The sequence below is a fragment of the Pseudomonas sp. FIP_A4 genome, assembly GCF_036701605.1.
Lineage (GTDB): Bacteria > Pseudomonadota > Gammaproteobacteria > Pseudomonadales > Pseudomonadaceae > Stutzerimonas > Stutzerimonas phenolilytica.
This window is the reverse complement of the sequence record NZ_JAYDXP010000121.1, coordinates 214,271-239,196: the sequence shown is the minus strand read 5'-3', so window position 1 is coordinate 239,196 and position 24,926 is coordinate 214,271. Positions and strand designations below refer to the sequence as shown.

The following is a 24,926-nucleotide window of genomic DNA, read 5'->3' as shown; positions in this document are numbered from 1 at the left end:
GCTCGGCACCATCAATCAACCGGCACAGGTGTCGTGATGAGCGAACAGACAGACAAGAACCTGCCGCTGCAGGGCCTCAAGGTGATCGAGATGGGCCAACTGATCGCCGGCCCTTTCGCCAGCAAGCTGCTCGGCGAATTCGGCGCCGATGTGATCAAGATCGAGCCGCCCAGGGTCGGCGACCCGTTGCGCAAGTGGCGCAAGCTCAAGGACGGCACCTCGCTCTGGTGGCATGTGCAGTCGCGCAACAAGCGCTCGGTGACGCTGGATCTCAAGGCCGCGGAAGGCCAGGAAATCGTCCGCCAGCTGGTGGCCGAAGCCGACATTCTGGTGGAGAACTTCCGCCCCGGCACGCTGGAAGAATGGGGCCTGGGCTGGGATGAGCTGTCGAAGCTGAACCCGCGGCTGATCATGCTGCGCATCTCCGGATACGGCCAGACCGGCCCCTATCGCGACCTGCCTGGCTTCGGTGTGATCGGCGAAGCCATGGGCGGTCTGCGCCACCTGTCCGGCTATCCCGGCCAGCCCCCGGTGCGGGTCGGCGTCAGCATCGGCGATTCGCTGTCGTCGCTGTATGGCGTGATCGGTGTATTGCTCGCCCTGCAGGAGCGCAACCGAAGCGGCCAGGGCCAGGAGATCGACGTGGCGCTGTACGAGTCGGTGTTCGCCATGATGGAAAGCCTCGTGCCCGAATACGACGCCTTCGGCTATGTACGCGAGCCGGCTGGCAGTGCCCTGCCCGGCATCACGCCGTCCAATTCCTATTTGTGCAACGACGGCGCCTACGTGCTGATCGCCGGCAATGGCGACAGCATCTACAAGCGCCTGATGACCCTGATGGGCCGCCAGGACCTTGCCGATGATCCGCGCTTCGCCCACAACGACGGCCGCGCCCAGCACGCCGAGCTGATCGATGCCGCCATTGGCGAATGGACCATCCAGCACAGCCGCGACGAGGTGATCGAAGCACTCAAGGGCGCCCGCGTGCCGGCCGGCTATCCCTACACCGCCGCCGATATCGTCAAGGACCCGCACTACCTGGCGCGGCAGATGATCGAGCAGGTGCAGACCTTCGCCGGCCCGCTCAAGGTACCGGGCGTGCTGCCCAAGCTGTCGCGCACGCCAGGGCGCATCGGCGAAGGCGGCCCGCAACTGGGCGAGCACACCGACGATGTGCTGGCCGGCCTCGGCCTCTCCGATGAACAACGCCAGGGCCTGCGCGAACGCGGGATCATCTGAAAGAAGCAGCGCCAAGCTGCAAGCCACAAGCTTCAAGCCAACAGCGTAGGGTGGATGACGCTTTTTTCATCCACCATGCCCCCCAAACGGTGGATGGGTGGAGCGTCATCCACCCTACGACCGGGCATAACCGACAGGACTCATCCATGAGCAAACGCCTGTATATCCAGGAAGTCGCTACCCGCGACGGCTTCCAGATCGAAGCGGACTTCGTGCCGACCGAAGCCAAGATCGCCCTGATCGACCGCCTCTCGCAAACCGGGCTGGCGAAGATCGAGGTCACCTCCTTCACCTCGCCCAAGGCCATCCCCAACCTACGCGACGCCGAGGACGTGATGCGCGGCATCCGCCGTGCTGAAGGCGTCGAGTACACCGTGCTGGTGCCCAACGTGAAGGGCTGCGAGCGCGCGCTGGCCTGCGAGGTGGACGAGATCAACCTGGTGATGTCGGCCAGCGACACCCACGGCCTGGCCAACCTGCGCATGACGCCTGAGCAGTCGCTGGTGCAGTTCCGCGAAATCATCGAAGTCACTCGCGGCAGTGGCGTGTTCATCAACGCCTCGCTATCGACCACCTTCGGCTGCCCCTTCGAGGGGGACGTGCCCGAGCGGCGCGTCTACGAGCTGGTGCAACGCCTGCTGGAGATCGGCGTGCAGGGCATCACCCTCTGCGACACCACCGGCATGGCCGACCCGGCGCAGGTCGAGCGCATCTGCCGTGAAGCGCTGCACAGCTGGCCGGAAGCCGTATTCACCGCGCATTTCCACAACACCCGCGGCATGGGCCTGGCCAACGCGCTGGCAGCGCTGAACGCCGGCATCGACCGCTTCGATGCCTCGCTCGGCGGACTCGGCGGCTGCCCTTACGCGCCCGGCGCCAGCGGCAATATCTGCACCGAAGATCTCGTGCATATGTTTCAGCGCATGGGCCTAGACACCGGCGTCGATCTCGACCGCCTGCTGCAATGCGCCGCCGACCTTCCGCAACTGGTCGGCCACGACGTGCCGGGCGCCGTGCTCAAGGCCGGCAAGGCCGATCGTCGTTACCCGAAACCGAAGTGGATGCAGGAAGCCGGCGTTTGACCGCGTGCGGAGCTCTACGGGATGGTGGCGCCGTGAGCGGCGGTTCAGCGGCGACAGGGACAACGCAAAGCCCACCTTACGGCGGGGTAAATAATGAGGTGAGTTCTAATGGTTGTGGTGAGAAGCGAGACTGTCGGAACAGGCGAGTCCTGCAGCGGAACAAAGCTGATAACAATCATGATCTTCGCGATCGCTTGAACGCTTGGCCCCCGCTGCGCGAACTACAGAATGGCCAAGGCGATGCCAGAAGAGGCCGGTTATACAAATGCAACGGCGCTGACGACAGGTTCGAAAATGCAACTCCTCAGTGCTTGTGGGGAGAGTCCATACTCGTTGTTAGCCATGGCTGCAAGTAGTCAAAGGACTAGGTTTCCCCAGTGTTTATGCACAATTTCTGTGGCAGATGTCCTAGATGTTAGGCATTCCCTTACCATGGCCTCAAGAACGTAGGTATTAAATTCTTTAAGATGACCCTCGATTGATTCCTTTGTAAACCCAAAGGCGTAATCGTAGTTATCAATCTTAATTTTTTCATTTTTAAACTGTTCAAAAACAAATATTATTATTCTTTGCGCGTAGCGCTGACCCAGATCTTGTTCTAAGGGTTTTCCTTGCGATTCTTGCTGACACTCAATAATTATTCGGACAAGCGCTAGGATCGAGTCCAGCTTCAGCTGGATTTCAGGAACTTCATTATTTAAGAACGCCTTTATAAAAACAGCTGTGCTTTGACTTTTGTGGACTTCTAAAGCCAGCTGCTCGTGATTATGCTCAATTAGCCATTCAATGAAAACTTGAAAGTCTTTAGTTTCTTGGCCATTCCGACTCGCTGAGAATGCAGATAACAACCCCACGATGGACGCGTATCCGGATGCTAACCCATCAAGCATAAAAAATACCTTTATGACTGAACCTGAATTAACCCGAGCCACGAAGCGGAATCGGATTAAATGTTTTCTATACCCTCACTCCATCTGCGAGAACCACGGTGGCTCCTTTAGGAAAAAAGAAGCGTCCGCGATCTGAAGCTTCTGTGTTAAGCCCGAGGTGTAAATAACGCAAAGTCTTAGCGCCAACGAATAGAAGACATAAAGCTTGTTTGGCGGAACTGCCGCCTCTTGCAGGTACCGGTGCTGAATCACTTTTTTCTCGTTTGGCAAGTGGCGAATGATCCGATGCGCCTTCTTTCGCACGTCCAGATCCGGCACTAGGTCGTTCAATTTCGCCAAGTCATGTGTTTTGGGAAATTGAACATTACGCTGCGCGAGTAGCGACTTTATGGACTTCTCGCACGCTAAGTGCAGATCCCACAGAGCAAGTGAGTTGCTCTCCTTGTAGTGCGAGCTAGCTGCCTCCGCAGCTTTGCTCAGGTGCGCGACGATAGACGTTGCCATGAGAGGAACCCCGGTGTTCTTTCCACCAGCGGTACCAGTGTTAAGGCCAATTTGGCGCAGACCATTGCAGGTGCATGCAATTCGATTACGCAACTTTCCGGCCAAAGGTCCGATCGATCTTTTTGATATCTTCGGTCTAACCCATTTCATCGGATCCTCTGTGGGATACAGCTTAGAGGGAAAAGTCAGCTTCACCAGTCCGCTTTCCTGAAGCGCCGAAATGGTCTTTGGGACATCAATCGTGTGGGGAACCCCCCTGTGCACAACAAGTCCAGTCGCGTTATCACGCTGGACTTTCATCAAAGAACCGTACCTGGCCACGTACCACTTATGGATCTCCGCGTAAATTGCGGCGAACCAAGGCTTTTCTATGAAATTGTCCTTATCGGCATCACCCTCGACCTTAACGATAGAGTGGCGGACGATCAGGTCAGCCGCTTCAAATGGTCGTAGATGTAACGACGTGCCTTTCTCTGCTTGGATGGCGTCAATCGACTCAAGCATCGGAGCAATCGACTTTCTTAGCTTCAAATTGCGAGATGCCATGTGTAAAGCCTAACTATAACTAGACACCGAGTGGTTTATAAGACGCCGAACGGGCTTTGGTGTAACATTCCGTTCGCCCGTCTTTCCGATTCTCAGTTCAAGCCTCTTAAGATGCAAGAGTGTTTATACACCAGCGTCCGTAAGTATGAAATCGGCGACACCAACCATTGTCCCGCCTGCCCCCCCGCACACGCTCTAACATCGCCACATCGATGGTTTCAAAATCACCGGCCGTCCAGAGCGGAACAAGCTGGCAAGTACTAGCGGGCAGGTCTAGCAGAGCCGAATAAAAACCGCTGCATGCCAGAATAAAGTACGAGTATTCCCAGCCGAACCACATGAAACAGACTCAATGGCTCTGACAGAACTGCAGAATCGCCTCGGCCACCGCCTGCGGCGCCTCGCGCTGGGGGAAGTGGCCAACGCTTGGCAACAGCTGACGGTGGTAACGGCCGCTGAACATGGCCTCGCGCCCGGCCGAAGTTTCCGGTGCATTGCAGGTATCGGCCTCGCCGTGCAGCACCAGCGTCGGCACCGCGAGCACCGGGGCTGGCTGCAGCAGCGCCTCGTCCGACGCATAGGCAGGATCGCCGTCGACGAAGCCCCAGCGGTGGCGGTAGGAATGCAGTACCACGGCGGCCCAGTCCGGGTTGTCGAAAGCCTGCAGCGCCTGGATGAAATCCGCCTCGGCGTACCAGCCGGCCGGTGACCAGGTATCCCACAGCAGACGGGTGAAGGCCGCGCGATCCTCGACTACCGTCTGCTCGCCGCGCGGGGTGGCCATGTACCAGTGGTACCAGTAGTTGCGCGCCTGGCTGAGCGAGATGTGCTGGTTCGGGTCATTGGTGCCGTAGCCCACCGCGAGCATTACCAGCCGTGCGGCGGCGTGATGGCGCAGCCCGCAGGCATTGGCCACGGCACGCGCGCCCCAGTCGTGGCCGACCAGCACCGGCTGGTCGAGGCGCAATGCGTCGATGAAATCCAGCAGATCGCGGCCCAGTGCCGCCAGCTGACCGCTGCGTGGGGTCAGCGGATCGATGAAACGTGTCTGGCCGAAGCCGCGCAGCGTCGGGCAGAGCACCCGGTAGCCCGCTGCGGCCAGGCGCTCGGCCACGGGCTCCCAGCCTTCGGGGCAATCCGGCCAGCCGTGCACGAGCACGGCCACCTGCTGGCCGCGGGGGTTCCATTCGAGATAAGCGATATCCAGCACGGGTGTGCTGACCGTGGCGTAACGACTCATGCCGGCGTCTCCTTGCGCGCTTTGGTCGGTCAGCATAAGCCTGGTTTCAGGCATAAAAAAACGGGCCGGTCACATCGGACAGACCCGTTCGTTCTCCGCCGCTTGGTGCCTTTGGAGGCTCAGGAGCGGTTGGCCGCCTGCGCCGCTTCGATCAGCTCGGCACCGATATCACCCTCGAATTTCTTCCACACCGGCTGCATCGCCTCGCGCCATTTGGCGCGCTGCTCGGGGGTCAGCTCGATGATCTCGGTCTTGCCGGAGGCGGCGATGGCCTGGCGCGCCTGCTGGTTGAGGTCGTCGGCCTGACGGTTCACCTCAGCGGTGACCTCTTCCATGATCGTTTCCAGCTCGCCGCGCACGTCTTCCGGCAGGCCGTTCCAGAACTTGGTGTTGGTGATCACCATGTAGTCGATCAGGCCGTGGTCGGAGGCGGTCATGTAAGGCTGGACCTCGTGCACCTTCTGGCTTTCGTAGTTCGACCAGGTGTTCTCGGTGCCGTTGACCACGCCGGTCTGCAAGCCCTGGTAGACCTCGGCGAAACTCATCTTGCGGGGGTTTGCGCGCACCGCCTTGAACTGCTCGTCGAGCACTGCCGAGGCCTGTACGCGGAACTTCAGCCCGCGGGCATCCTTCGGCTCGCGCAGCGGCTTGTTCGCCGAAAGCTGCTTCATGCCGTTGTGCCAGTAGGCCAGGCCGGTGATGTTCTTGTCCTCCATCGCGCGCAGCAGTGCCTTGCCCTGCGGGCCGCTCTGGAAACGATCGGCTGACGCCAGGTCGTCGAACAGGAACGGCAGGTCATAGATCTGGATGGCCTTGGCGTAATGCTCGAACTTGGCCAGCGACGGCGCCAGCATGTGCACGTCGCCGAGCAGCAGGGCCTCCATTTCCTTGCCGTCGCCGAACAGCGAGGAGTTCGGGTAGACCTCGACCTTCACCTTGCCCGGCAGGCGTTCCTCGGCGAGTTTCTTGAACAGCAGGGCGCCCTGCCCCTTCGGTGTGTTGTCCGCCACCACATGGGCGAATTTGATGGTGATGGGAGCGGACGCGGTCTCGGCAGCCTGCACGAGGCCGGCAGCGCTCAGGGACAAAGCGCACGCAAGCGCCTTGAGTGTGGTTTTCAGCATGGTGGTACCTCTTTTGTTTTTGTCGGTTGGTACGTTTGCCTTGATGGGCGCGGTCAGGGAACCGCTTGCCCGGCACGTTGCAGCAGGCGACGGGCGCGGCCGATGACGGGGGCATCGACCATCTGTCCGTCTACTACGAAGACCCCGTCGCCACTGGCGCCGGCGGCGAGGATGCGGTGTGCCCAGTCGAGTTCGGCGGCGCTGGGCATCAGCGTTTCATGCACCACGGCGATTTGGCCGGGATGGATGCACAGCAGCCCGCCGAAGCCCATGTCGCGGGCATCGGCTACTGCCTGGGCGAGGCCGTGCAGGTTCTTGATGTCGGGGAAGACACTGTCCAGCGGTGCGGCCAGCCCGGCCAGACGCGACTGCAGCAGCAGCGCGTAACGTGCCTGATCGAGAATCCGCTCGGCCGCTGCGCTGCCGCTGGCCAGGCCGAGGTCCAGCCCCAGGTCCAGTGAGCCGAACGACAGCCGCTCGACGCCGTGGGCGTGGGCGATTTCCGCCAGATGCGCCAGCCCGCGCGCGCTCTCGATGATCGGCCACACCGGCTTGCCGCAGCCGGTCGCCAACGCCACCTGCACCGCGCTTTCCACTTTCGGCAGCAGCACGCCAGCGACGCCGGGATAGTGTGCGCAGAGCGCCAGGTCGGCGGCCTGCTCGGGATGCGTCGGCGCATTGATGCGCACCAGCACGCGTGCGTCCGGAGTGGCGGCGAGAAAGGCTTCGAGGTTGCCACGTGCCTCGGCCTTGAGGCTTTCCGCCACGGCGTCTTCAAGGTCAACGATGACCGCGTCGGCGCCGCTCGCCAGCGCCTTGGAAATGCGCTCCGGGCGGGTCGCCGGGACGAACAGCGCGCTACGGATGATCGATGAGTTCATGGGCTGGCTCCTGGGCACGCTCATACCGCGCCCTGCTCGTGCAGGCGCTGGATATCGCCCGGCGCGTAGCCGAGTTCGCTCAGCAGCGCGTCGGTGTGCTGGCCCAGTGCGGGGATGGGGTCCATGCGCGGGGCGAAGGCACTGTTGCGTCCCGGCGGCAGCAGCGCAGGCAGGCGACCGGCCGGGCTGTCCACCTCGCTCCAGCGCTCACGCGCCTTGAGCTGCGGATGCGCCCAGACGCCGGCCATGTCGTTGACGTGCGCGTTGGCGATGGGCGCGGCATCCAGCCGGGCGATCACCTCTTCGGCGCTCAGGTGGCTGAACGCCTCGACGATAAGTGCACGCAATTCGGTGCGATTCTCCGAACGCCGAGCGTTGCTGGAGAAGCGCTCGTCCTGCGCCAGCTCCGGCTGCAGCAGGACCTTGTGGCAGAACGCCAGCCACTCGCGCTCGTTCTGCAGGCCGAGCATCACCGTGCCGCCGTCGCCGGTGGGGAACGGGCCGTAGGGGTAGATGGTGGCGTGGGCGGCGCCGGCACGCGGCGGCGGCGTCGCGCCCTTGTAGGCGTAATACAACGGGTAGCCCATCCACTCCACCAGGCTTTCGAGCATGGAAACGTCGACGCGGCTGCCCTCGCCCGTCTTGTCGCGCAGCATCAGCGCCGAAAGCACGCCGGTGTAGGCGTACATGCCGGCGGCGATATCGGCGATGGAGCAACCGGCCTTGGCCATCTCGGTCTCACCTGGCCCACCGGTGACGGAGAGGAAGCCGCCCTCGCTCTGGATCAGCAGGTCATAGGCTTTCTTCTGCTCGTACGGGCCGCCCTCGCCGTAGCCGGAGATGTCGCAGACGATCAGCCGCGGGAAGCGTTCGTGCAGTGCCTCGAACGACAGGCCCATGCGCGCCGCGGCACCGGGCGCGAGGTTCTGCACCAGCACGTCGGCCTTGGCCAGGAGCTGGTCGAGCACCTGCGTAGCGGCGTCCTGTTTCACGTCGAGGGTCAGGCTTTCCTTGGAGCGGTTGGTCCAGACGAAATGCGAAGCCAGGCCGTCGACGCGCTCGTCATAGCCGCGGGCGAAATCGCCGGCACCGGGTCGCTCGACCTTGATTACCCGCGCACCGAGGTCCGCCAGCTGGCGCGTGCAGAACGGCGCGGCGATGGCGTGCTCGAGACTGACCACGGTGATGCCATCGAGTGGGCGGGGTTTGGCAGTGGTGTCGTTCATGTTCGGTTCCTGCAAGTTCGGCGTAGGGCGGAAATCGGCGCAGCCATTTCCACGCGTTTGTTCAAGTCCTTGCGGCATCTGTGCCGGGCAGCGTGCCCACCGGTGGAAAAGACCTGCGGTCGTTTCCACCCTACGTTCAGGCCAGCGCGTCCAGCCGCTGCAGCTCGCGCAGCCCCCAGACCGTGTCGATCAGCACGCCCGCCTCGTCATCGCTGCGTGCGCCGGAGAACTGCAGCAGGCGGCGGAACTTGTCCTCCAGCTCGGCGCGGCTCAGCGTGTTGCCCGGGTCGCCCTTCGGCTCGTCGATGGCGCCGTGCAGCGTGCGGCCATCGGCGGTGGTCACTTCGACGCGACCGAGCCAGCGTGCCGGGTAGGCGCCGTCCACCTCGGGATCGAGCGTCATCGAGACCTTCTCGCGGAACTCGCCGACGCGCGGGTCGCTGAGCGCATGGCTGTGGAATTCGGTCAGGCCGGCCTTGCCGTACAGGGCGATCAGCCCCAGCACGGTGCCCATGGAGAATTTGGCCTGATGCACCGTCTGCGGCACCGTCACGCGGCCGAGCACGTCGATCGCGCCCTGGTGCACGCGGGTGGTGACCGAGGCGATGTCATCGGCCCCGAGCCCCTCGCGCTGCATCAGCGCCAGCAGCGCATCGGCCGCCGGGTGGGTATGCCGGCAGGAGGCGTGGAACTTGAACGAGGTTTCCGCCAGCGCCCAGCGCGTGCCGAGCCGGTCGGACAGCTTGCTCGGCTCGGCATCGCGGGACATGCCCGCCGCCATGCCCTGCTCGCCTTCGAGAATGTTCTGCGCGCCGGTCAGGCCATCGGCGGTCAGGTAGGCGGCGAGCAGGCCATCAGCCGCCGCTTTGGCGGTGTGCAGCTGCTTGGAGTCCGCCGCGTCACGGAGAAACTCCCACAGCCCCGCCGCTTGCGTACCGGCGCTGCCGAGCAGATGGGTAAACTGCTCCTGGTCGAAATCCATCAACTTGCCAACGGCCACCGCCGCGGCCAGGGTGCCGACCGTCGCGGTGGTGTGGAAGATGCGGTAATGCGAGCGGCCGAGGAATTCGCCGATACGGATGCCCGCCTCGTAGCCGGCCACCGAGGCCACCAGCAACTCACGGCCGGACTTGCCCAAATCCTGCGCCGCCGCCAGCGCGGCCGGGAAGACCACCGTGGCCGGGTGCAGCACGGAGCTGTTGTGCAGGTCGTCCTGCTCCACCAGGTGCGAGCTGGCGGCATTCACCAGCGCGGCGAAATAGGCCGAGCTGCTCTGGCCGTTGACCAGAATGCGCGCCGGTCCTTCGGCCGGACCCATCTTCTGCGCGTAACGCTCGAACAGCGGAATCGGATGCGAGCCGGCGCTGGCCAGGGCCGAGCCGAGCCAATCGAGAAAGAGGTCTTCGGTGCGGGCGAGCACCGGTTCGGGGATCTGCTCGTAGGCGAGCCCGGCGAGGAATTCGGTCAGGGCACGGGTGTGCTGGCTCATGCGTTGGGCTCCAGCGGATTCTCTAACGGATTGGACAGTTCGATGAGGTTCTGGTCGGGGTCGCGCAGGTACACCGAGCGGATCGGTCCGGTCGCGCCGGTGCGTTGCACCGGACCTTCGACGATGGCGACCTGCTGCGCCTGAAGGTGTGCGATCACCTCGGCCAGCGGTGTGGCAACGATGAAGCAGAGGTCCGCCGAACCCGGCGTCGGCCGCTCGGCCTTGGGCTCGAATTCGCGCCCGGCCTGGTGCAGGTTGATCTTCTGGTTGCCGAAGGCCAGCGCCTTGCGCCCTTCGCCGAAGGTCACCGCCTGCATGCCGAGCACGCGGGTGTAGAAGTCCACCGAAGTCTCGATATCGGCAACGGTCAGCACCAAGTGGTCGAGATGGCTGATATTCATGACGCACGTCCCTCTTTCGTAGGGTGGAAATCGCGAAGCATTTCCACCTGTGTCGCCTGTTTGGTACGCGTGGAAAAGGCTTCGCCGTTTTCCACCCTACGTTCGGCTCCGTTAGAACGAGCGCGGCAGCTCGAGCAGGTGCTCGGCCACGTACGACAGGATCAGGTTGGTGGAGATCGGCGCCACCTGGTACAGCCGCGTCTCGCGGAATTTGCGCTCGACGTCGTATTCGTTGGCGAAGCCGAAGCCGCCGTGGGTCTGCAGGCAGGCGTTGGCGGCCTCCCAGCTGGCCTTGGCCGCCAGGTACTTGGCCATGTTGGCCGCCGCCCCGGCATTGCGACCGGCGTCGTATTCCTCGCAGGCGCGCCAGCGCATCAGGTCGGCGGCCTCGATCTCGATATGCGCTTCGGCGATGGGAAACTGCACGCCCTGGTTCTGCCCGATGGGCCGGCCGAATACCACACGGTCGCGGGCGTACTGCGCGGACTTCTCGACGAACCAGCGACCATCGCCGATGCACTCGGCGGCGATCAGCGTGCGCTCGGCATTCAGACCGTCGAGGATGTAGCGAAAGCCCTTGCCCTCCTCGCCGATCAGGCTGCTGGCGGGGATTTCCAGGTTGTCGAAGAACAGCTCGTTGGTCTCGTGGTTGACCATGTTGGCGATCGGCTGCACGGTCAGGCCGTTGCCGATGGCCTCGCGCAGGTCGACGAGGAAGATCGACATGCCCTCGGACTTGCGCTGCACCTCGGCCAGCGGCGTGGTGCGTGCCAGCAGGATCATCAGGTCGGAATGCTGGATGCGCGAGATCCATACCTTCTGCCCGTTGATGACGTACTTGTCGCCCTTCTTCACCGCCGTGGTCTTGATCTTGGTGGTGTCGGTGCCGGTGGTCGGCTCGGTGACGCCCATGGACTGCAGGCGCAGCTCGCCGCTGGCCAGCTTCGGCAGGTAGTAGCGTTTCTGCTCCTCGCTGCCGTTTCTGAGCAGGGTGAACATGTTGTACATCTGCCCGTGGATGGTCCCGGAGTTGCCGCCGCAACGGTTGACCTCCTCGAGGATCACCGAGGCCTCGGCCAGACCCAGGCCGGAGCCGCCGTATTCTTCCGGGATCATCGCCGACAGCCAGCCCGCCTCGGTCATGGCGGTGACGAAGGCTTCCGGGAAGCCCTTTTCCTCATCGATCTTGCGCCAGTATTCGGCGGGAAATTCGGTGCAGAGGGCGCGCACGCCTTCGCGGATGAAATTCAGTTCTTCGGTCTTGTTCGGGGTCATCTCGGTTTCTCGCTTGTGCGGCACGCGGCCTCAACGGTGGATAAGGCTGCGCCGTTATCCACCCTACGATTCAGTCGAATTCCACTTCGGCCTTCTGCGCCAGGCCGTTGTGGTCGCTGGCCCAGAGTTCGGCCTGGCCCGGCGCGACGATGCGCCCGCCCACCTCGAACGGCTGCGGCGCGATCAGCGGCCGCACACCGCGGTAGGCAAAGCGGCGCAGGCGGGCCTCGGGATTGGCGCGGCAGAACGCGCGCAGATTGAGGGTGGCGATCAGCGGGCCGTGCACCACCAGCCCCGCATAGCCTTCGGTCTCGGTGACGTAGGGCCAGTCGTAGTGGATGCGGTGGCCGTTGAAGGTGACCGCCGAATAGCGGAACAGCAGAGTCGGGGTCGGTGTGACCGCCTCGCGCCAGCCACCGGCGACCATGGGTTCGCCACTGCTGGTCTTCGGCGGGCTCGGCTCGCGGTAGACGATGTCCTGCTCCTCGCGGATGGCCAGGCGGCCGTCCTGCAGGTAGTCGTGCTGCACGGTGACGAACAGCAACGCGCCGGTGCGGCCGTGCTTCTCCTCGATGTGCTTGATGGTGGAAACCCGCCTTGCCTCGCCGCCGGCCTCCAGCGGACGGAGGAACTCGACCCGGCCGCCGGCCCACATGCGGTTGCGGTCGGCGGCCGGTGGCAGGAAGCCGCCGCGCGCCGGATGGCCGTCTTCGCCGAGGCCGTTCTCGAACACCGGCTCCTGGAAGAAGCACCACTGCCACAGCGGCGGCAGAGCCTCGCCGTGCGCCGGCGTCTTCTCGCCGAGCGTGGCGGCGATGCGCATCAGCAGGTTGCGGCTGAGCTGGTCGTGGACTTCTTCGGTGCGGCCTATCCAGGCGGAAATATCGGTCATTGCGCTGTCCGGTTGTTGTCTTGTTTTGCCGGAGGATGCTCCGCTGGCCGCGTTCCGGGAATTTGTATTTTTCGACACCCGCGTTCGGCTAAGCTGAACGCCAATCACCGTACGAGGCTCGTCCATGCATTTCGATCTGGCCGATCTGCGCCTGTTCATCCATATCGCCGAATCGCCCAGCCTCACTCAAGGCGCCCGCCGCGCGCACCTCTCACCGGCGGCGGCCAGCGCGCGGATCAAGGCGCTGGAAAGCCAGCTCGACAGTCGCCTGCTGTATCGCGACAGTCGCGGGGTGGAGCTGACGCCGGCCGGGCAGAAGCTGCTGCAGCACGCGCGGCTGATCATGCGTCAGGTGGACTATCTGAAAAGCGAGTTCACCGAATACGGCACCGATTCGGCCGGCCACATCCGCATCTTCGCCAACACCACGGCGGTGACCGAATTCCTGCCGGAAGTGCTGGCCGGTTTTCTTGCCGAGCGCCCCGGCGTCACGGTGGACCTGCAGGAACGGCTGAGCCGCGACATCGTCCGTGGTGTGCTCGACGGCAGCACCGACATGGGCATCATCGCCGGCCCGGTGCGCGCCGAAGGTTTGCAGGTGCTGCACTTCAGCACCGACCGCCTGCTGCTGGCGGTGCCGGTCGGCCATCCGCTGGCCGGCGAATCGAACCTGACCCTGCGCCAGACCCTGGCCTACCAGCACATCGGCCTGCACGAAGGCAGCACGCTGCTGACCTTCCTGCGCGATCAGGTGGAAAAACTCGGCGGTCAGCTGTCGTTGCGCATCCAGGTGTCGAGCTTCGAGGCGGTGTGCCGGATGATCGAGGCCGGTGTCGGCATCGGCATCATTCCCGAATCCGCCGCGCGCCGGCACAGCCGCACCATGCAGCTGGCGCTGGTGCAGCTCGACGAGCCTTGGGCGGTGCGCGAACGCAGCATCCTGGTGCGCGAGCTGGACGCCCTGCCCGGTTCGGTGCGGGCCCTGATCGCTACCCTGGCGCCCAATGTAGCCGCCGAAACGAACGTTGCCCGGCCTTTGCTGCCGAACGGCGGTTAGGCTCGCATCGCCGAACCTCTGCAGGGAGCTGACATGTCCGCACTGACCAACAGGCTGTTTCGCCTGTATCACCGAGTCATCGGCAGCATCGCCTTCTACCCGACGCTTATCGCCCTGGGCCTGGCCTGCCTGTGCCTGATCACCATCGTGCTGGAGCTGACCTGGCTGCAGCCCTACAAGGAACAGCTCGAACTTGGCGTGGTGAAGAACGCCGAGAACGCCCGGCTGATACTCGGCACCCTGGTCGGCGGAATCATCTCGCTGATGGTGTTCAGCTTCTCGATGGTCATGGTGGTGCTCAACTCGGCCGCCTCCTCACTGTCGCCGCGGGTCATTCCCGGGCTGATCAGCAGCCGCAGTCATCAGCTGGTGCTCGGCGTCTATCTCGGCACGATCATCGGTTCGCTGATGCTCATTTCCACCATTCAGGAAGGCGACGACATCAATGTGCCGAGTCTGGGCGTCTTCCTGGCGCTCTTTCTGGGCGTGATCTGCCTGTGCCTGTTCATCTACTTCATCCGCTCGATTTCGCTGTCGATCCAGGTCGACTACATCCTCAACCGGGTCTACAAGCAGACCCTCGGCCAGCTCCACGCCAGACGCCGCCAGCTTGACGACCGCGACGTGATTCCCTGGCCCGACGACAGCCGCTGGACGACGATCCGCGCGCGACGTTCGGGCTACTTCAAGGCGCTGAACGTCTCTGCGGCGCAGGCGCTGCTGGAAGAGCAGAACGCGCACATGACGATCCAGGTGCATTACGGCTTTTTCGTCATGCCGGGCCACCCGCTGATCCGCCTGGACCGCGAGCTGGACGAAGACTGCGTGAGCCGGCTGCTGGACTGCTTCGACTTCTATGTCGAAGAGTACGCCCACCGACACTTCTTCTTCGGCTTCAAGCAGATCGTCGAGATCGCCATCCGCGCCTTGAGCCCGGGCATCAACGACCCGGGCACGGCGATCAAGGCGATCGACATGCTTGGCGTGCTCTTGGCCGAGCGCATGCCCCTGCCCAACCACGAAGTCGCCCCGATCGAGGGCCAGCCGCGCCTGTTCATCCGCGAGCTGGAGCTGGACGCCATGCTGCAGCTGGCGTTCGGCCCCCTGCGCCGCTACGGCAGCAACGACCTGCAGGTACTGATGACGCTGCTGCAGGCCTGCAAGAATCTACTGTACGCCGCCGGCAACAGCGCCACCGAGCGTGTCCTGCTGCGCCACGCCGAAGCGGTTGTCGAACAGGCATCGATCACCCTGTCCGGCGCGCTGGATCGCCAGGCGATGGCCGAGGCGGTGCAGTCACTGAACCAGGCGGTACGTCATGCCGAGCCGCTGTCGCGCGCGCTGCTGCGGGAATCCTGAGCGTTTGCTGCTGCCCAACAGCAACACAGGGAGCGGTGTGTTGCGATGAGCCACCCCACCCAATCGATTTTCTACTTTCCAATCAGCAGGTTACGAGGTTTCGCAGGCCCAGGGCCGGCGTACCGAAACTTGCCTTAGCCGATTTCGTTGCCTAGGGTGTCGCCCATGAAGTCCTTGATCGCTCCCATCAGTTCGCTGCTCGGCGGCGTGGCCTTGCTGCTGCTCGGGCACGGTCTGCTCAACACCCTGCTGACGCTACGCGGCATCGCCGAGGGCTATTCGACCGGCATGGTCGGCCTGCTGATGTCCGGCTATTTCGGCGGCTTCCTGATCGGCACCTGGCTCGCGCCCTCGCTGATCCGGCGTATCGGCCACATCCGCACGTTTTCCTTCTACGCCGCGCTGGCGGCGACCGCCGTGCTGCTGCACGTGCTGATCGTCAATCCCTGGGTGTGGCTGGTGCTGCGGGTGATGTACGGGGTCGCGCTGGTGACGCTGTACATGGTCATCGAGAGCTGGCTGAACGCGCAGGTCAGCGGCGAGAAGCGCGGCCAGGTGTTCGCGGTGTACATGGCGGTCAACCTCGGTTCGCTGGCGGCGGCGCAGCAGTTGCTGGGGCTCGACAGCCCGATGGAATTCACCCTGTTCGCCGTGGCGACCATCCTCATCGGCGCGGCGATGATGCCGATCACCCTCACCCGCCAACCGCAACCGGCACTGCCGGACGTGCCGCCGACCGACCTGCTGCAACTGGCGCGCATCGCCCCGCTGCCGTTGATGGCGGCCGGCATCTCGGGCTTCTGTCTGGGCGGGTTCTGGGGGCTGGCTCCGGTCTATGCGGGGCAGGTCGGCTTCGATGACGCCGGCATCGGCCTGATGATGAGCGTGACCATTCTCGGCGGCGCGCTGCTGCAATGGCCGATCGGACTGCTGTCCGACCGCTTCGAGCGGCGCAGCGTGCTGCTCTGGGTAGTCACGCTGGCCGCAGCGTTGCCGCTCGGCCTGGCGCTGCTCGACGCCGGCCCGGTGTTGCTGGGAGTAATGTTCGTCTGGGGCGGGCTGGCGTTTTCGATCTATTCCATCGCCGTCGCGCAGATGGTCGACCACCTCAACCCGGACGAGATTCTCTCCGGCTCCAGCGGCCTGCTGCTGGTCAACGGCTTCGGCGCGGCGCTCGGCCCAGTGATCGCCGGCGGCCTGATGCACCTGGCCGGCCCGGTGGCGCTGCCGCTGTTCTACACGGTGTCGCTCGGCGTTCTGGCGTTCTACGCCTTCTATCGTCCGCGCAAGGTCATCGATCTGGTCACCGAACCGCACGGCCACTTCACGCCGATGCTGCGCACCAGCCCCACGGTGATGGAGCTGATGCCCGATGCGCCGGAAAGCGTGCCTGCCGAACCGCTCAGCGAGGAGCCTCTGGACGATCTGCCACCCGAAGAGCCGCCGGCGGAGCAACGCACCGGCACCTGATGGCGCTTCAGTAATCCACCTTGCCGCGCCCGGCCTTGATCGCACCGCGTTTGCTCTTGCCCTCCAGCCGGCGCGTCTTCGAGCCCAGCGTGGGCCGCGTCGGGCGGCGCGCCTTCTCGACCTTGGCGACGCTGCGAATCAGCTCGGCGAGCCGTTCGAGCGCATCGGCACGGTTCAGCTCCTGCGTGCGATAGCGCTGGGCCTTGATGACGATCACGCCATCGGCGGTGATGCGGCTGTCGCGCAGCGCCAGCAGGCGTTCCTGGTAGAACGCCGGCAGCGACGAAGCCTTGATGTCGAAACGCAGGTGCAGCGCACTGGATACCTTGTTGACGTTCTGCCCACCGGCGCCCTGGGCGCGAATTGCGGTGAACTCGATCTCGGCATCCGGCAGCTGCACGGCGTTGGAGATTTCCAGCATGGGACCTTCGCGCAATCGGGAGTCGCGGCGATTGTCCTACGCGCGCGCCGTCACGGACAGGTTTGAACACAATTGGCCGGCAAAGCGCGCCGGGGTTTCGGCTAAGGTAATCCACCTCGCGTACGGAATTATTTGATGGACTCGATCACCCAGGCGGTACTCGGCGCCAGCGTGCAGGCGGCCCTGCTCGGCCGCTGGCAGGGCCGCAAGGCGCTGCTGTATGGCGCCGCGCTCGGCACCCTGCCGGATCTCGACGTAGTCATCGACTACGGCGATGCGGTGGCCAACATGACCTATCACCGCGGTTTCAGCCATTCGCTGTTCGTGGTCAGCGCCGTCGCCCTGCTGCTGACGGCATTGATACGCCGCTGGCGCCCGGACGCCGGCTATTCCGGCACGCGCCTGCTACTCACGCTGTGGCTGGTACTGCTCACCCATGTGCTGCTCGATGCGTTCACCAGCTACGGCACGCAATTGCTGTGGCCGTTGCCGACACCGCCGATCGCCTGGTCGAGCGTGTTCATCATCGATCCGCTGTACAGCGTTCCGCTGCTGCTGGCGGTGCTGGTCGGCGGTCTGTTCGGCCTGCGCGGGCGTGCCGCGCGCTGGCCGGCGGCGGCGCTGCTGTTGTCTTCGCTGTATCTGGGCTTCACCGTCGCCGGCAAGCAGATAGCCGAGCAACGGGTCGAGAGGGCGATGGCCAGCGCGGGTATCCAGGCCGAACGGCTGTTCAGCACGCCCACGCCGTTCAACAGCCTGCTCTGGCGGGTGATCCTGATTGACGGTGCGCAGTACCACGAGGCACTGGTCGGCTGGTTCGATGACGCGCCGCCGCAGTTCGTGAGCCTGCCGCGCGGCGAGCCCCTGGCGCAGGTGCTGGCCGATTCGCCACAGCACGCGCGCCTGCAATGGTTCAGCGGCGGTTTTCTACGCTACGACGAGGAGGACGGACGCTTGCTGGTCACCGACTTGCGCCTGGGCATGACCGGCTATCACCCCTTCCGCTTCCCCCTGGCCGAACGCAACGGCAGCGGCTGGACGCTGCTGCATGAGGCCGAGCGGCTCCCCGCCGAGCGTGGCGACCTGGCGCGGCTGGAAGTGCTCTGGCGACGTATCTGGCAGCAGCATCCCGAAGTACCGCTACAGGCCTGGGCGGCCGACCTCGGCCAGCGCTGAGCATCCGCCACGAACAAAAACCCCGGCGCGCGGCCGGGGTCGGTTTGGCTGAGCGGCCAGGTGTCAGATACGGAACTGCCGGACCAGCGCCTGCAACTCGCCCCCCAGACGCGCCAGTTCGGCGCTGGCGGCGGCGGTCTGTTCGCTGGCGCTGGCGCTCTGCTCGCCGATGTCGCGCACACGGGTGACACTCTCGGAAATGTTCTCCGCGACCGCACTTTGCTCCTCGGCGGCGGCGGCGATCTGCTGATTCATCTGCTCGATGGTCGACACCGACTCGGTAATCCGGCCCAGCGCCGCGCCCGCTTCGTTGGCCAGCTCGACGGTGCTCTGGGTCAGGCCACGGCTGGTTTCCATCTGCTCGACAGCCTGGCGCGCGACGCGCTGCAGATTGCCGATCAGCCCCTCGATCTCCTCGGTGGAGTCATGCGTGCGTCGCGCCAGCGCGCGCACCTCGTCGGCGACCACGGCAAAGCCGCGCCCCTGCTCGCCGGCACGCGCGGCCTCAATGGCGGCGTTGAGCGCCAGCAGGTTGGTTTGCTCGGCTACCGCGCGGATCACCTCGAGCACGCTGCCGATGCGCCCGCTCTCACTGTTCAACTCCTCGATGGCACGCGCCGACTGCTCGACCTCCGTAGACAGGTTGCCGATGCCGTCGATGGCGCTGCGCACCACCTGGTCGCCCTGGCGTGACTGCTGGTCGGCCTGCCGCGCGGCGAACGAGGCCTGCTCGGCGTTCTGCGCCACTTCCTGCACGGTGGCGGCCATTTCGTTCATGGCGGTGGCGACCTGATCGGTTTCCTCGCGCTGGCGCTCCACACCGGCGCTGGTCTGCGCGGTGACGGCCGACAGCTGTTCGGCCGCTGCGGCGATCTGGCTGACGCCGCCGCCGATGCGGCCGATCAGCGTGCGCAGGCTGTCGGTCATGTCGTGCATGGCGTTCTGCAGCTGGCCCAGCTCGTCGCCGCGTTGGCTGGCCTGCGACTGGGTGAGATCGCCAGAAGCCACCCGCTGCGCCTGCTGCACGGTGTGGCGCAGCGGCACGACGATCATCCGCGAGATGCCCGCCGCGGCGAGCAGGCCGATGAGAATCGCCAGTGCACCGATCACCGCCAACAGCAGGTAGGTGCTCGCGCGCTGCGCGTGCATCTGCTCGGTGGCGGCCGCCAGCGTCTGCTCGGCGGCCGCGATCACCACGCGCGACTGCTCAGCCATCTGCTGCTCCACGTCGAGGCGCTTGCCGCGGTTCGCACGGAACTCGTCGAACGCTTGGCGATAGGCCTCCAGCTCGGCGAGCGCGGTATCCATCGAGGTTTTCTGCTCGTCGTTCAGCCAGATCTTCAGGTTGCTGCCGATGGTGACGACATCGGTGTGCAGCGATTGCCAGTTGCGGGCGTTCTCCTCGGCGCTGGTGGCGACGTAGGCGTTCTCCTGGGTACGCAGGTCGAGGATGTTCTTGGTCAGCCCCGAGGTGGCCTCGGCGACAGTCAGCGGATCGCTGCCTTTCAGACGATCCCCCTCCAGACGCAGCGCCCGCACGGCGTCGTACATGTCCAGCTCGATGAACTCGAACTCTTCGCGGCTGGTCTGCGCCGCCGTGCCCATACGCACGCGCAGCTCGGCGCCACGGATAATCAGCTGGCGATACTGGTCGAACAGCCGGCCGTATTCCTGCGCGGCCTGGCGAATCTGCTGCAGGTTGGCCTGCTCGGCCGTGCCGGCGTGCGCCGCCAGGGCATCCAGCTCGCGATTCAGTTTTCCCAGCACCTCGCCAAGCGCGGTGGCTGACTGCTCCTGGCGGGTCAGCGCGTAATCGCGCTCCAGCCCACGGGCGTCGAGGATATCGGCGTTGATCTGCGCCACCTGGCTGATCTGCTGCGAACGCGCCACGGTGGCGTCTACCGCAACAAAGCCGGTGGCCGCCACGGCGAGGGTCAGCAGCAGCACCATGCCGAAACCGAGAGCCAGCTTCTTACCGACGGACAGATGAGTGAAGAGTTGGGTAAGCGATCGCATCAGAGAACTTCCGTTTGGTCAGGCACGGAGTGCAAGTCGGCCGAGCTTACTAATAGTTGAGTAAATAATTAGATTTTTTTGGCGCCAGGCGACTGGCGGCCAGACAGCCGGACTGCGGGCGTCCCGTCAATGCTGCAGATCGCCGTAGAGCCTGGCGTAGAGCCCGCCCTCGGCGATCAGCTGGCGATGCTCGCCCTGCTCGGCGATGCGCCCGCCATCGAACACCAGCACGCGGTCGGCCTGCTTAACCGCCGACAGGCGGTGGGCGATGATCAGCGTGGTGCGGCCCTCGAGGAAACGTGCCAGCTGCTGATGCAGCGCATATTCGGTGGCCGCATCCAGCGCCGAGGTGGCTTCGTCGAGGATCACCACCTTGGGCTCGGCCAGCACCATCCGCGCCACCGCCAGGCGCTGGCGCTGCCCACCGGACAGGCGCACGCCGGAGCGGCCGACGATGCTGTCCAGCCCCTGCGGCAGCTGGCGCACGGTCTCGGCCAGCTGGGCGATCTCCAGCGCGCGCCAGCAACTGGCGTCGTCGCGTTCGCGGCCCATGCAGAGGTTGGCACGCACCGTGTCGTTGAACAGCGCCGGATGCTGCAGCACCACCGAGACGTTGTCGCGCACGGTGTTCAGGCCGATGTCCGGCAGCGGCACGCCACCGAAGCGGATTTCCCCCGCCTGCGGCTGATACAGCCCCAGCAACAACTGCACCAGCGTGCTCTTGCCGCCGCCGCTGGCGCCGACGATGGCCACCTTCTCGCCGGCGGCGATGGTCAGGTCCAAGCCCTCCAGTACCGGCTCGTCCTGATAGGAAAACTGCAGCCCGCGCACCTCGATGGCCACGGTGTCGTGCCCGGCGAACGGGTCCTGGCTGCCGGCGTACTGCGGTTCGTCGGCGCGTGCCAGCAGCTGGTTGATGCGCGTCAGCGCTCCTCCGGCGGCGTAGTAGGCGTACTGCAGGCTGAGCAGCTGCTCCACCGGGCCGATCATGAACCACAGGTAGCTGAACACCGCGAGCATCTGGCCGATGGACAGGTCGGAGAACAGCACGGTGAGCATCGCCGCGGCGCGAAACACGTCGATGCCGAATTGGAACAGCAGGCCGCTGGCGCGGTTGGAGGCATCGGTCTTCCATTGCGAGGCTACGGCGTAATCGCGCACCTCGCGCGCCTTCAGCCCCAGCCGGCCGAGGAAGAAGCCCTGGCGATTACCGGCGCGCACCTCCTGGATCGCGTCGAGGGTTTCGGTCAGCGCCTGGGTGAAGCCGGCGGTGCTGTCGTTTTCCAGCTTCTTCAGGTGTTTGACACGCTTGCCCAGCTGCACCGTGGCGTAGATCACCAGCGGGTTGAACAGCAGGATCAGCAGCGCCAGCTGCCAGTGCATCCACACCAGGATCGCCGCGGTGCCGACGATCGACAGCAGCGCCACCAGCAGGCGACTGAGGGTCTCGCCGATGAATTTGTCGATGGTTTCCAGATCAGTGACCAGGTGCGCCGCCACCGTGCCGCCGCCAAGACTTTCGTACTCGGCCAGGGCGATGCGCTTGAGCCGTTCGATCAGTCGCACGCGGATGCGGTAGACGATGTCCTTGGACAGCCGCGCGAACAGCCGGGCCTGCAGGACGTTGAACACCAACGCCGAGGCGCGCAGCAGCAGCGTCACGGCGAGCATCAGGCCGATGTAGCCAGCAGCCGTCTGCCAGCCCGCCGGCAGCAGCCGGTCCATGACCCGCAGCGCGCTATCGCCCTGTCCCAGCAGCACTTCGTCGACCAGCAGCGGCAGCAGTAACGGAATCGGCACACTGCACAGCGTCGCCAGCACGGCGACCAGGTTGGCGAGGATCAGCGCCTTGCGATGATGCAGGGCGAGGCGGCGAATCTCCGCCCAGCTGAGCCGGTCAGGCATGGGCGTTGCGCTCCAGCCAGCGCGCCAGCAGCGGCGCGAGCTGCTCCAGCGGTTGATAGCCGTTGGTCAGCAACGCCAGCTGGCCGTGACGCTCGGCGAGCAGGGTCGGAAAGCCGGCGATGCCGAGGTTCTGTGCCCAGGTGAAGTCGCCTTCGGTTACGGCACGGCTGTCCGCCGAGTCGAAGCGCTCGGCGAATTCGATACGCGGGATACCGGCGGCCTCGGCCAGCTCGACCAGCTGCGCCGGCAGGGTCACATCGCGCCCCTCGGCATAGAACGCCTGCTGGATCAGTTGCGCCAGCGGCCAGACGCGCTCCGGCGCCAGGCTGCGCGCCGCCACCAGCGCGCGGCAGGCCGGCTCGGTGTCGTAGACCAGTCCTTCGGGCAGGCCGGCGTCGAAGTTGAACGGCTGACCGGTGGCATCGTGGACCGCCTGCCAGTACGACAAGGTGCGTGTCCGCCCGGTCTGATCCATCGCCGCGCGCTCGCGACGCAGGCCGCCGACCACCAGCGTCAGCGGCACATCGCACGCCTGCGCCTGCTCGGCCAGCGCCTGCAGCACCGGCGCGAAGCCCCAGCACCAGGAACACATCGGGTCCATCACGTAGATCAGTCGAGCGCTCATGGTTTCTCCGGGACGGTGGTCAATGTCGGTGGGCCGGTCGGATCTCGGCGCGGCGCGCAGACTAGGCCGCCAGCGCCTCGGTGTTCATGCGTCCGGTTGCCGCGGATCGCGGCCGATGGGCGACGGCTGGTTGCGCTGGCGCGCCAGTTCGATCTGTTTCTGCCGTTCGCGAGCGCTGGCACGGGTCTTCTCGCTGAGGCTGTCCCAGCAGTGCGGGCAGCTGATACCGGCAGCGTAGTGCGGGGACTGCCGGTCTTCCACGGAGATCGGCTGACGGCAGGCATGGCAGAGGTCGAAATCGCCGGCCGACAGGTCGTGCCGCACGGTCACGCGGTTGTCGAACACGAAGCAGTCGCCACGCCAGCGGCTCTCGGCCTCCGGCACCTCTTCCAGGTATTTGAGGATGCCGCCCTTGAGGTGATAGACCTCCTCGAAGCCCTCGCCGAGCATGTAGCTCGACGCCTTCTCGCAGCGGATGCCGCCGGTGCAGAACATCGCCACCTTCTTGTGCCGGCCCGGGTCGTAATGCGCCTTGATGTACTCGGGAAACTCGCGGAAGGAGGCGGTCTTGGGATCGACCGCGCCCTCGAAGGTGCCGATGGCGACCTCGTAGTCGTTGCGGGTGTCGATCAGCAGCACTTCGGGATCATCGACCAGCGCGTTCCAGTCTTTCGGTTCGACGTAGGTGCCGACACGCTGGTTGGGATCGACCCCGGGCACGCCGAGGGTGACGATTTCCTTCTTCAGCTTGACCTTGGTGCGGTAGAACGGCTGCTCGTCGCAGTACGACTCCTTGTGGTCGATATCGGCCAGCCGTGGGTCGCGGGCGAACCAGGCGAGCAGCGCATCGATCGCCGCGCGACTGCCGGATACCGTGCCGTTGATGCCCTCCTCGGCCAGCAGCAGCGTACCGCGAATGCCGTGGGCGGTGAGCGTGTCGAGCAGCGGCTGGCGCAGCGCGACGTAGTCCGGCAGAGCGACGAACTTGTACAGCGCCGCGACGACGATCTTCGCAGTCATGCCGATTTTCCTCCGGTGGTCGCCCTCGCAAAGGGCGGACGGGACAGCAAAACAAAAGCGCCGGCGTGAGCCGGCGCGGGGTGCGGATTCTAGCAAACAAGTCGCTGCTGGCGCGCTCGCCGGCGCCGAACGACCTCGGCGAGGTTACTTGTGCCCGCCGGCGCACACCGGCGAGGCCGGCACGGCGCTCTGCTGCGCCCACTCTTCGGGGGTGTAGGTGTGCAGCGCCAGCGCGTGCACCTGCGGCATCAGTTCGCCCATTGCGGCGTAGGCCTTCTGATGACGCTTGACCGAGTTCAGCCCGGCGAACTGCTGGCTGACGATCACCGCCTTGTAGTGCGTTTCGCGACCGCGGCTGTGCATGTGGCTCTCATCGAACACCTCGAGGTGCTGCGGTTCGAGCGCCTGCAGGGCGTTCTGAATCAGTTCGAGCTTGGACATTCTGGCTCCATCAGGGCTTCTGGGTATCGAGTTCGGCCGTCATCTCGGCCAACAGCTTGTTCACTTCCGGCACGGCGGCTTCGAGCTTCTTCTGCGTCAGCTGGGCCGAACGCGCGTTGAGTTCCGGCAGCTTGTCGAGCATCTTCTTGCCCAGCGGCGATTCGTAGAACTCGATCAGCTCGGCCAGCTCCCGCTCGGTGAACTGCGAGGTGTATATGCTGACCAGCTCGGGCTCGAGCTTCTTCCAGCCGATGGCTTGATCCAGCGCCGTATTGGCCTTGGCCTGATAGCGCTCGAGCAGCGCCTTCTTGTTCTCCGGCGCCTGGGTTTCGGCGAAACGCTGGGCGAACATCTGCTGCACCTGGGCATACACCGGCACGGCGAGCCGGTCGGCGTTGGCCAGCTGCAGGAAGCGCTCGGCATTGCGCGCATGGCTGGCCTGGTCGGCATTAGCCGCGACGCTGGCAAGGGAGAGAATGAGGGCGGTGCAGACACTGAAAACACGCAACATGGACATTGGATTTTTCCTGAATGGGCGATAGGTAGCCCTCAATGGACACATTCTGCGCCCGGAGTTCCAATGCCTCAAGAACCGGTCCCGCCGCACGGAACCCGTAGTGCCGCCCGGCAGCCTAACCTTCGATCAC

Annotated in this window: 23 protein-coding genes and 1 pseudogene; 6 read left to right on the top strand and 18 right to left on the bottom strand. The window is 64.9% G+C overall.

Annotated features, from left to right (window positions below; translation table 11 throughout):
• Positions 1-36 precede the first annotated feature (36 nt).
• Together U8L64_RS08480 and U8L64_RS08475 are read left to right on the top strand one after the other, a co-directional pair.
• On the top strand, positions 37-1,239 hold the full coding sequence (locus tag U8L64_RS08480; RefSeq protein WP_333396132.1) for a CaiB/BaiF CoA transferase family protein: 1,203 nt from the start codon (positions 37-39) through the stop codon (positions 1,237-1,239).
• Between the two features lie 146 nt (positions 1,240-1,385).
• Positions 1,386-2,321: a hydroxymethylglutaryl-CoA lyase gene (locus tag U8L64_RS08475; RefSeq protein ID WP_333396129.1), complete on the top strand. Its 936-nt coding sequence runs from the start codon at positions 1,386-1,388 to the stop codon at positions 2,319-2,321.
• Positions 2,322-2,677: 356 nt separating this feature from the next.
• On the opposite strand, the gene U8L64_RS08470 is transcribed toward U8L64_RS08475, so the two are convergent.
• From U8L64_RS08470 to U8L64_RS08425, 10 genes are all read right to left on the bottom strand, one after another.
• Positions 2,678-3,211 carry a hypothetical protein gene (locus U8L64_RS08470; RefSeq protein ID WP_333396126.1) on the bottom strand — a complete coding sequence of 178 codons (534 nt, stop codon included), beginning with the start codon at positions 3,209-3,211 and terminating at the stop codon, positions 2,678-2,680.
• Between the two features lie 75 nt (positions 3,212-3,286).
• A complete protein-coding gene (locus U8L64_RS08465) occupies positions 3,287-4,261 on the bottom strand; it encodes a HEPN domain-containing protein (protein ID WP_237263321.1) in 975 nt (324 codons plus the stop codon).
• A 349-nt stretch (positions 4,262-4,610) separates the two neighbouring features.
• Positions 4,611-5,501, bottom strand: a complete 891-nt coding sequence (locus tag U8L64_RS08460) for an alpha/beta fold hydrolase (protein WP_333396121.1) — start codon at positions 5,499-5,501, stop codon at positions 4,611-4,613.
• A 119-nt stretch (positions 5,502-5,620) separates the two neighbouring features.
• The gene (locus U8L64_RS08455) at positions 5,621-6,625 is read right to left on the bottom strand and encodes a TRAP transporter substrate-binding protein (RefSeq protein WP_333396120.1); all 1,005 of its coding nucleotides are present in this window, start codon (positions 6,623-6,625) and stop codon (positions 5,621-5,623) included.
• Between the two features lie 53 nt (positions 6,626-6,678).
• Positions 6,679-7,506 (bottom strand): HpcH/HpaI aldolase/citrate lyase family protein, encoded by an 828-nt coding sequence (locus tag U8L64_RS08450; protein WP_234302506.1) that lies wholly within the window; start codon positions 7,504-7,506, stop codon positions 6,679-6,681.
• Positions 7,507-7,526: 20 nt separating this feature from the next.
• Positions 7,527-8,732, bottom strand: coding sequence for a CaiB/BaiF CoA transferase family protein (locus U8L64_RS08445; RefSeq protein WP_333396115.1), 1,206 nt, complete (start codon positions 8,730-8,732; stop codon positions 7,527-7,529).
• Between the two features lie 136 nt (positions 8,733-8,868).
• Positions 8,869-10,221, bottom strand: coding sequence for an MmgE/PrpD family protein (locus U8L64_RS08440; protein ID WP_333396111.1), 1,353 nt, complete (start codon positions 10,219-10,221; stop codon positions 8,869-8,871).
• On the bottom strand, positions 10,218-10,622 hold the full coding sequence (locus U8L64_RS08435) for a VOC family protein (protein ID WP_333396108.1): 405 nt from the start codon (positions 10,620-10,622) through the stop codon (positions 10,218-10,220). The genes U8L64_RS08440 and U8L64_RS08435 overlap by 4 nt, the downstream gene beginning before the upstream one ends.
• A gap of 111 nt (positions 10,623-10,733) precedes the next feature.
• Positions 10,734-11,897, bottom strand: a complete 1,164-nt coding sequence (locus U8L64_RS08430; RefSeq protein WP_333396105.1) for an acyl-CoA dehydrogenase family protein — start codon at positions 11,895-11,897, stop codon at positions 10,734-10,736.
• Positions 11,898-11,967: 70 nt separating this feature from the next.
• Entirely contained in the window at positions 11,968-12,789 is an 822-nt protein-coding gene (locus U8L64_RS08425) for an FAS1-like dehydratase domain-containing protein (RefSeq protein WP_333396102.1), read from the bottom strand.
• A gap of 124 nt (positions 12,790-12,913) precedes the next feature.
• Here U8L64_RS08425 and U8L64_RS08420 point away from each other — a divergent pair, with 124 nt between their 5' ends.
• From U8L64_RS08420 to U8L64_RS08410, 3 genes are all read left to right on the top strand, one after another.
• The gene (locus U8L64_RS08420; protein WP_333396100.1) at positions 12,914-13,846 is read left to right on the top strand and encodes a LysR family transcriptional regulator; all 933 of its coding nucleotides are present in this window, start codon (positions 12,914-12,916) and stop codon (positions 13,844-13,846) included.
• Positions 13,847-13,879: 33 nt separating this feature from the next.
• Positions 13,880-15,205, top strand: a complete 1,326-nt coding sequence (locus U8L64_RS08415; RefSeq protein WP_333396097.1) for a DUF2254 domain-containing protein — start codon at positions 13,880-13,882, stop codon at positions 15,203-15,205.
• A gap of 165 nt (positions 15,206-15,370) precedes the next feature.
• Entirely contained in the window at positions 15,371-16,675 is a 1,305-nt protein-coding gene (locus U8L64_RS08410) for an MFS transporter (RefSeq protein WP_054093242.1), read from the top strand.
• A gap of 7 nt (positions 16,676-16,682) precedes the next feature.
• On the opposite strand, the gene arfB is transcribed toward U8L64_RS08410, so the two are convergent.
• Complete coding sequence (gene arfB / locus U8L64_RS08405; protein WP_043297169.1) at positions 16,683-17,096, bottom strand: alternative ribosome rescue aminoacyl-tRNA hydrolase ArfB; 414 nt, start codon at positions 17,094-17,096, stop codon at positions 16,683-16,685.
• Between the two features lie 135 nt (positions 17,097-17,231).
• Between arfB and U8L64_RS08400 the strand changes: the two genes are divergently transcribed.
• Complete coding sequence (locus U8L64_RS08400) at positions 17,232-18,272, top strand: metal-dependent hydrolase (RefSeq protein WP_333396090.1); 1,041 nt, start codon at positions 17,232-17,234, stop codon at positions 18,270-18,272.
• Between the two features lie 63 nt (positions 18,273-18,335).
• On the opposite strand, the gene U8L64_RS20320 is transcribed toward U8L64_RS08400, so the two are convergent.
• The 7 genes and pseudogenes from U8L64_RS20320 to U8L64_RS08370 all read right to left on the bottom strand — a co-directional run bounded on the left by U8L64_RS20320 (position 18,336) and on the right by U8L64_RS08370 (position 24,796).
• Entirely contained in the window at positions 18,336-19,049 is a 714-nt protein-coding gene (locus U8L64_RS20320; protein ID WP_442965280.1) for a methyl-accepting chemotaxis protein, read from the bottom strand.
• Between the two features lie 144 nt (positions 19,050-19,193).
• Positions 19,194-20,222 (bottom strand): annotated as a pseudogene (locus tag U8L64_RS20315) (methyl-accepting chemotaxis protein); the annotation flags it as partial.
• A 192-nt stretch (positions 20,223-20,414) separates the two neighbouring features.
• Positions 20,415-22,193, bottom strand: coding sequence for an ABC transporter ATP-binding protein (locus U8L64_RS08390; protein ID WP_333396085.1), 1,779 nt, complete (start codon positions 22,191-22,193; stop codon positions 20,415-20,417).
• Positions 22,186-22,818 carry a DsbA family protein gene (locus tag U8L64_RS08385; protein WP_314019117.1) on the bottom strand — a complete coding sequence of 211 codons (633 nt, stop codon included), beginning with the start codon at positions 22,816-22,818 and terminating at the stop codon, positions 22,186-22,188. Before U8L64_RS08385 ends, U8L64_RS08390 begins: the two co-directional genes overlap by 8 nt.
• Before the next feature lie 84 nt (positions 22,819-22,902).
• Positions 22,903-23,838 (bottom strand): oxygen-dependent tRNA uridine(34) hydroxylase TrhO, encoded by a 936-nt coding sequence (trhO, locus tag U8L64_RS08380; protein WP_138300118.1) that lies wholly within the window; start codon positions 23,836-23,838, stop codon positions 22,903-22,905.
• 144 nt (positions 23,839-23,982) lie between these two features.
• A complete protein-coding gene (locus U8L64_RS08375; RefSeq protein WP_043297175.1) occupies positions 23,983-24,279 on the bottom strand; it encodes a BolA family protein in 297 nt (98 codons plus the stop codon).
• A gap of 10 nt (positions 24,280-24,289) precedes the next feature.
• Positions 24,290-24,796 carry a DUF2059 domain-containing protein gene (locus U8L64_RS08370; protein WP_054093248.1) on the bottom strand — a complete coding sequence of 169 codons (507 nt, stop codon included), beginning with the start codon at positions 24,794-24,796 and terminating at the stop codon, positions 24,290-24,292.
• Positions 24,797-24,926 lie beyond the last annotated feature (130 nt).

What these genes read in the sequence shown, in the direction of transcription:
- U8L64_RS08480 (WP_333396132.1), top strand. Translation starts at nt 37, where the DNA reads ATGAGCGAACAGACAGACAAGAACCTGCCGCTGCAGGGCCTCAAGGTG.
- U8L64_RS08475 (WP_333396129.1), top strand. Translation starts at nt 1,386, where the DNA reads ATGAGCAAACGCCTGTATATCCAGGAAGTCGCTACCCGCGACGGCTTC.
- U8L64_RS08470 (WP_333396126.1), bottom strand. Translation starts at nt 3,211, where the DNA reads ATGCTTGATGGGTTAGCATCCGGATACGCGTCCATCGTGGGGTTGTTA.
- U8L64_RS08465 (WP_237263321.1), bottom strand. Translation starts at nt 4,261, where the DNA reads ATGGCATCTCGCAATTTGAAGCTAAGAAAGTCGATTGCTCCGATGCTT.
- U8L64_RS08460 (WP_333396121.1), bottom strand. Translation starts at nt 5,501, where the DNA reads ATGAGTCGTTACGCCACGGTCAGCACACCCGTGCTGGATATCGCTTAT.
- U8L64_RS08455 (WP_333396120.1), bottom strand. Translation starts at nt 6,625, where the DNA reads ATGCTGAAAACCACACTCAAGGCGCTTGCGTGCGCTTTGTCCCTGAGC.
- U8L64_RS08450 (WP_234302506.1), bottom strand. Translation starts at nt 7,506, where the DNA reads ATGAACTCATCGATCATCCGTAGCGCGCTGTTCGTCCCGGCGACCCGC.
- U8L64_RS08445 (WP_333396115.1), bottom strand. Translation starts at nt 8,732, where the DNA reads ATGAACGACACCACTGCCAAACCCCGCCCACTCGATGGCATCACCGTG.
- U8L64_RS08440 (WP_333396111.1), bottom strand. Translation starts at nt 10,221, where the DNA reads ATGAGCCAGCACACCCGTGCCCTGACCGAATTCCTCGCCGGGCTCGCC.
- U8L64_RS08435 (WP_333396108.1), bottom strand. Translation starts at nt 10,622, where the DNA reads ATGAATATCAGCCATCTCGACCACTTGGTGCTGACCGTTGCCGATATC.
- U8L64_RS08430 (WP_333396105.1), bottom strand. Translation starts at nt 11,897, where the DNA reads ATGACCCCGAACAAGACCGAAGAACTGAATTTCATCCGCGAAGGCGTG.
- U8L64_RS08425 (WP_333396102.1), bottom strand. Translation starts at nt 12,789, where the DNA reads ATGACCGATATTTCCGCCTGGATAGGCCGCACCGAAGAAGTCCACGAC.
- U8L64_RS08420 (WP_333396100.1), top strand. Translation starts at nt 12,914, where the DNA reads ATGCATTTCGATCTGGCCGATCTGCGCCTGTTCATCCATATCGCCGAA.
- U8L64_RS08415 (WP_333396097.1), top strand. Translation starts at nt 13,880, where the DNA reads ATGTCCGCACTGACCAACAGGCTGTTTCGCCTGTATCACCGAGTCATC.
- U8L64_RS08410 (WP_054093242.1), top strand. Translation starts at nt 15,371, where the DNA reads ATGAAGTCCTTGATCGCTCCCATCAGTTCGCTGCTCGGCGGCGTGGCC.
- arfB (WP_043297169.1), bottom strand. Translation starts at nt 17,096, where the DNA reads ATGCTGGAAATCTCCAACGCCGTGCAGCTGCCGGATGCCGAGATCGAG.
- U8L64_RS08400 (WP_333396090.1), top strand. Translation starts at nt 17,232, where the DNA reads ATGGACTCGATCACCCAGGCGGTACTCGGCGCCAGCGTGCAGGCGGCC.
- U8L64_RS20320 (WP_442965280.1), bottom strand. Translation starts at nt 19,049, where the DNA reads ATGAACGAAATGGCCGCCACCGTGCAGGAAGTGGCGCAGAACGCCGAG.
- U8L64_RS08390 (WP_333396085.1), bottom strand. Translation starts at nt 22,193, where the DNA reads ATGCCTGACCGGCTCAGCTGGGCGGAGATTCGCCGCCTCGCCCTGCAT.
- U8L64_RS08385 (WP_314019117.1), bottom strand. Translation starts at nt 22,818, where the DNA reads ATGAGCGCTCGACTGATCTACGTGATGGACCCGATGTGTTCCTGGTGC.
- trhO (WP_138300118.1), bottom strand. Translation starts at nt 23,838, where the DNA reads ATGACTGCGAAGATCGTCGTCGCGGCGCTGTACAAGTTCGTCGCTCTG.
- U8L64_RS08375 (WP_043297175.1), bottom strand. Translation starts at nt 24,279, where the DNA reads ATGTCCAAGCTCGAACTGATTCAGAACGCCCTGCAGGCGCTCGAACCG.
- U8L64_RS08370 (WP_054093248.1), bottom strand. Translation starts at nt 24,796, where the DNA reads ATGTCCATGTTGCGTGTTTTCAGTGTCTGCACCGCCCTCATTCTCTCC.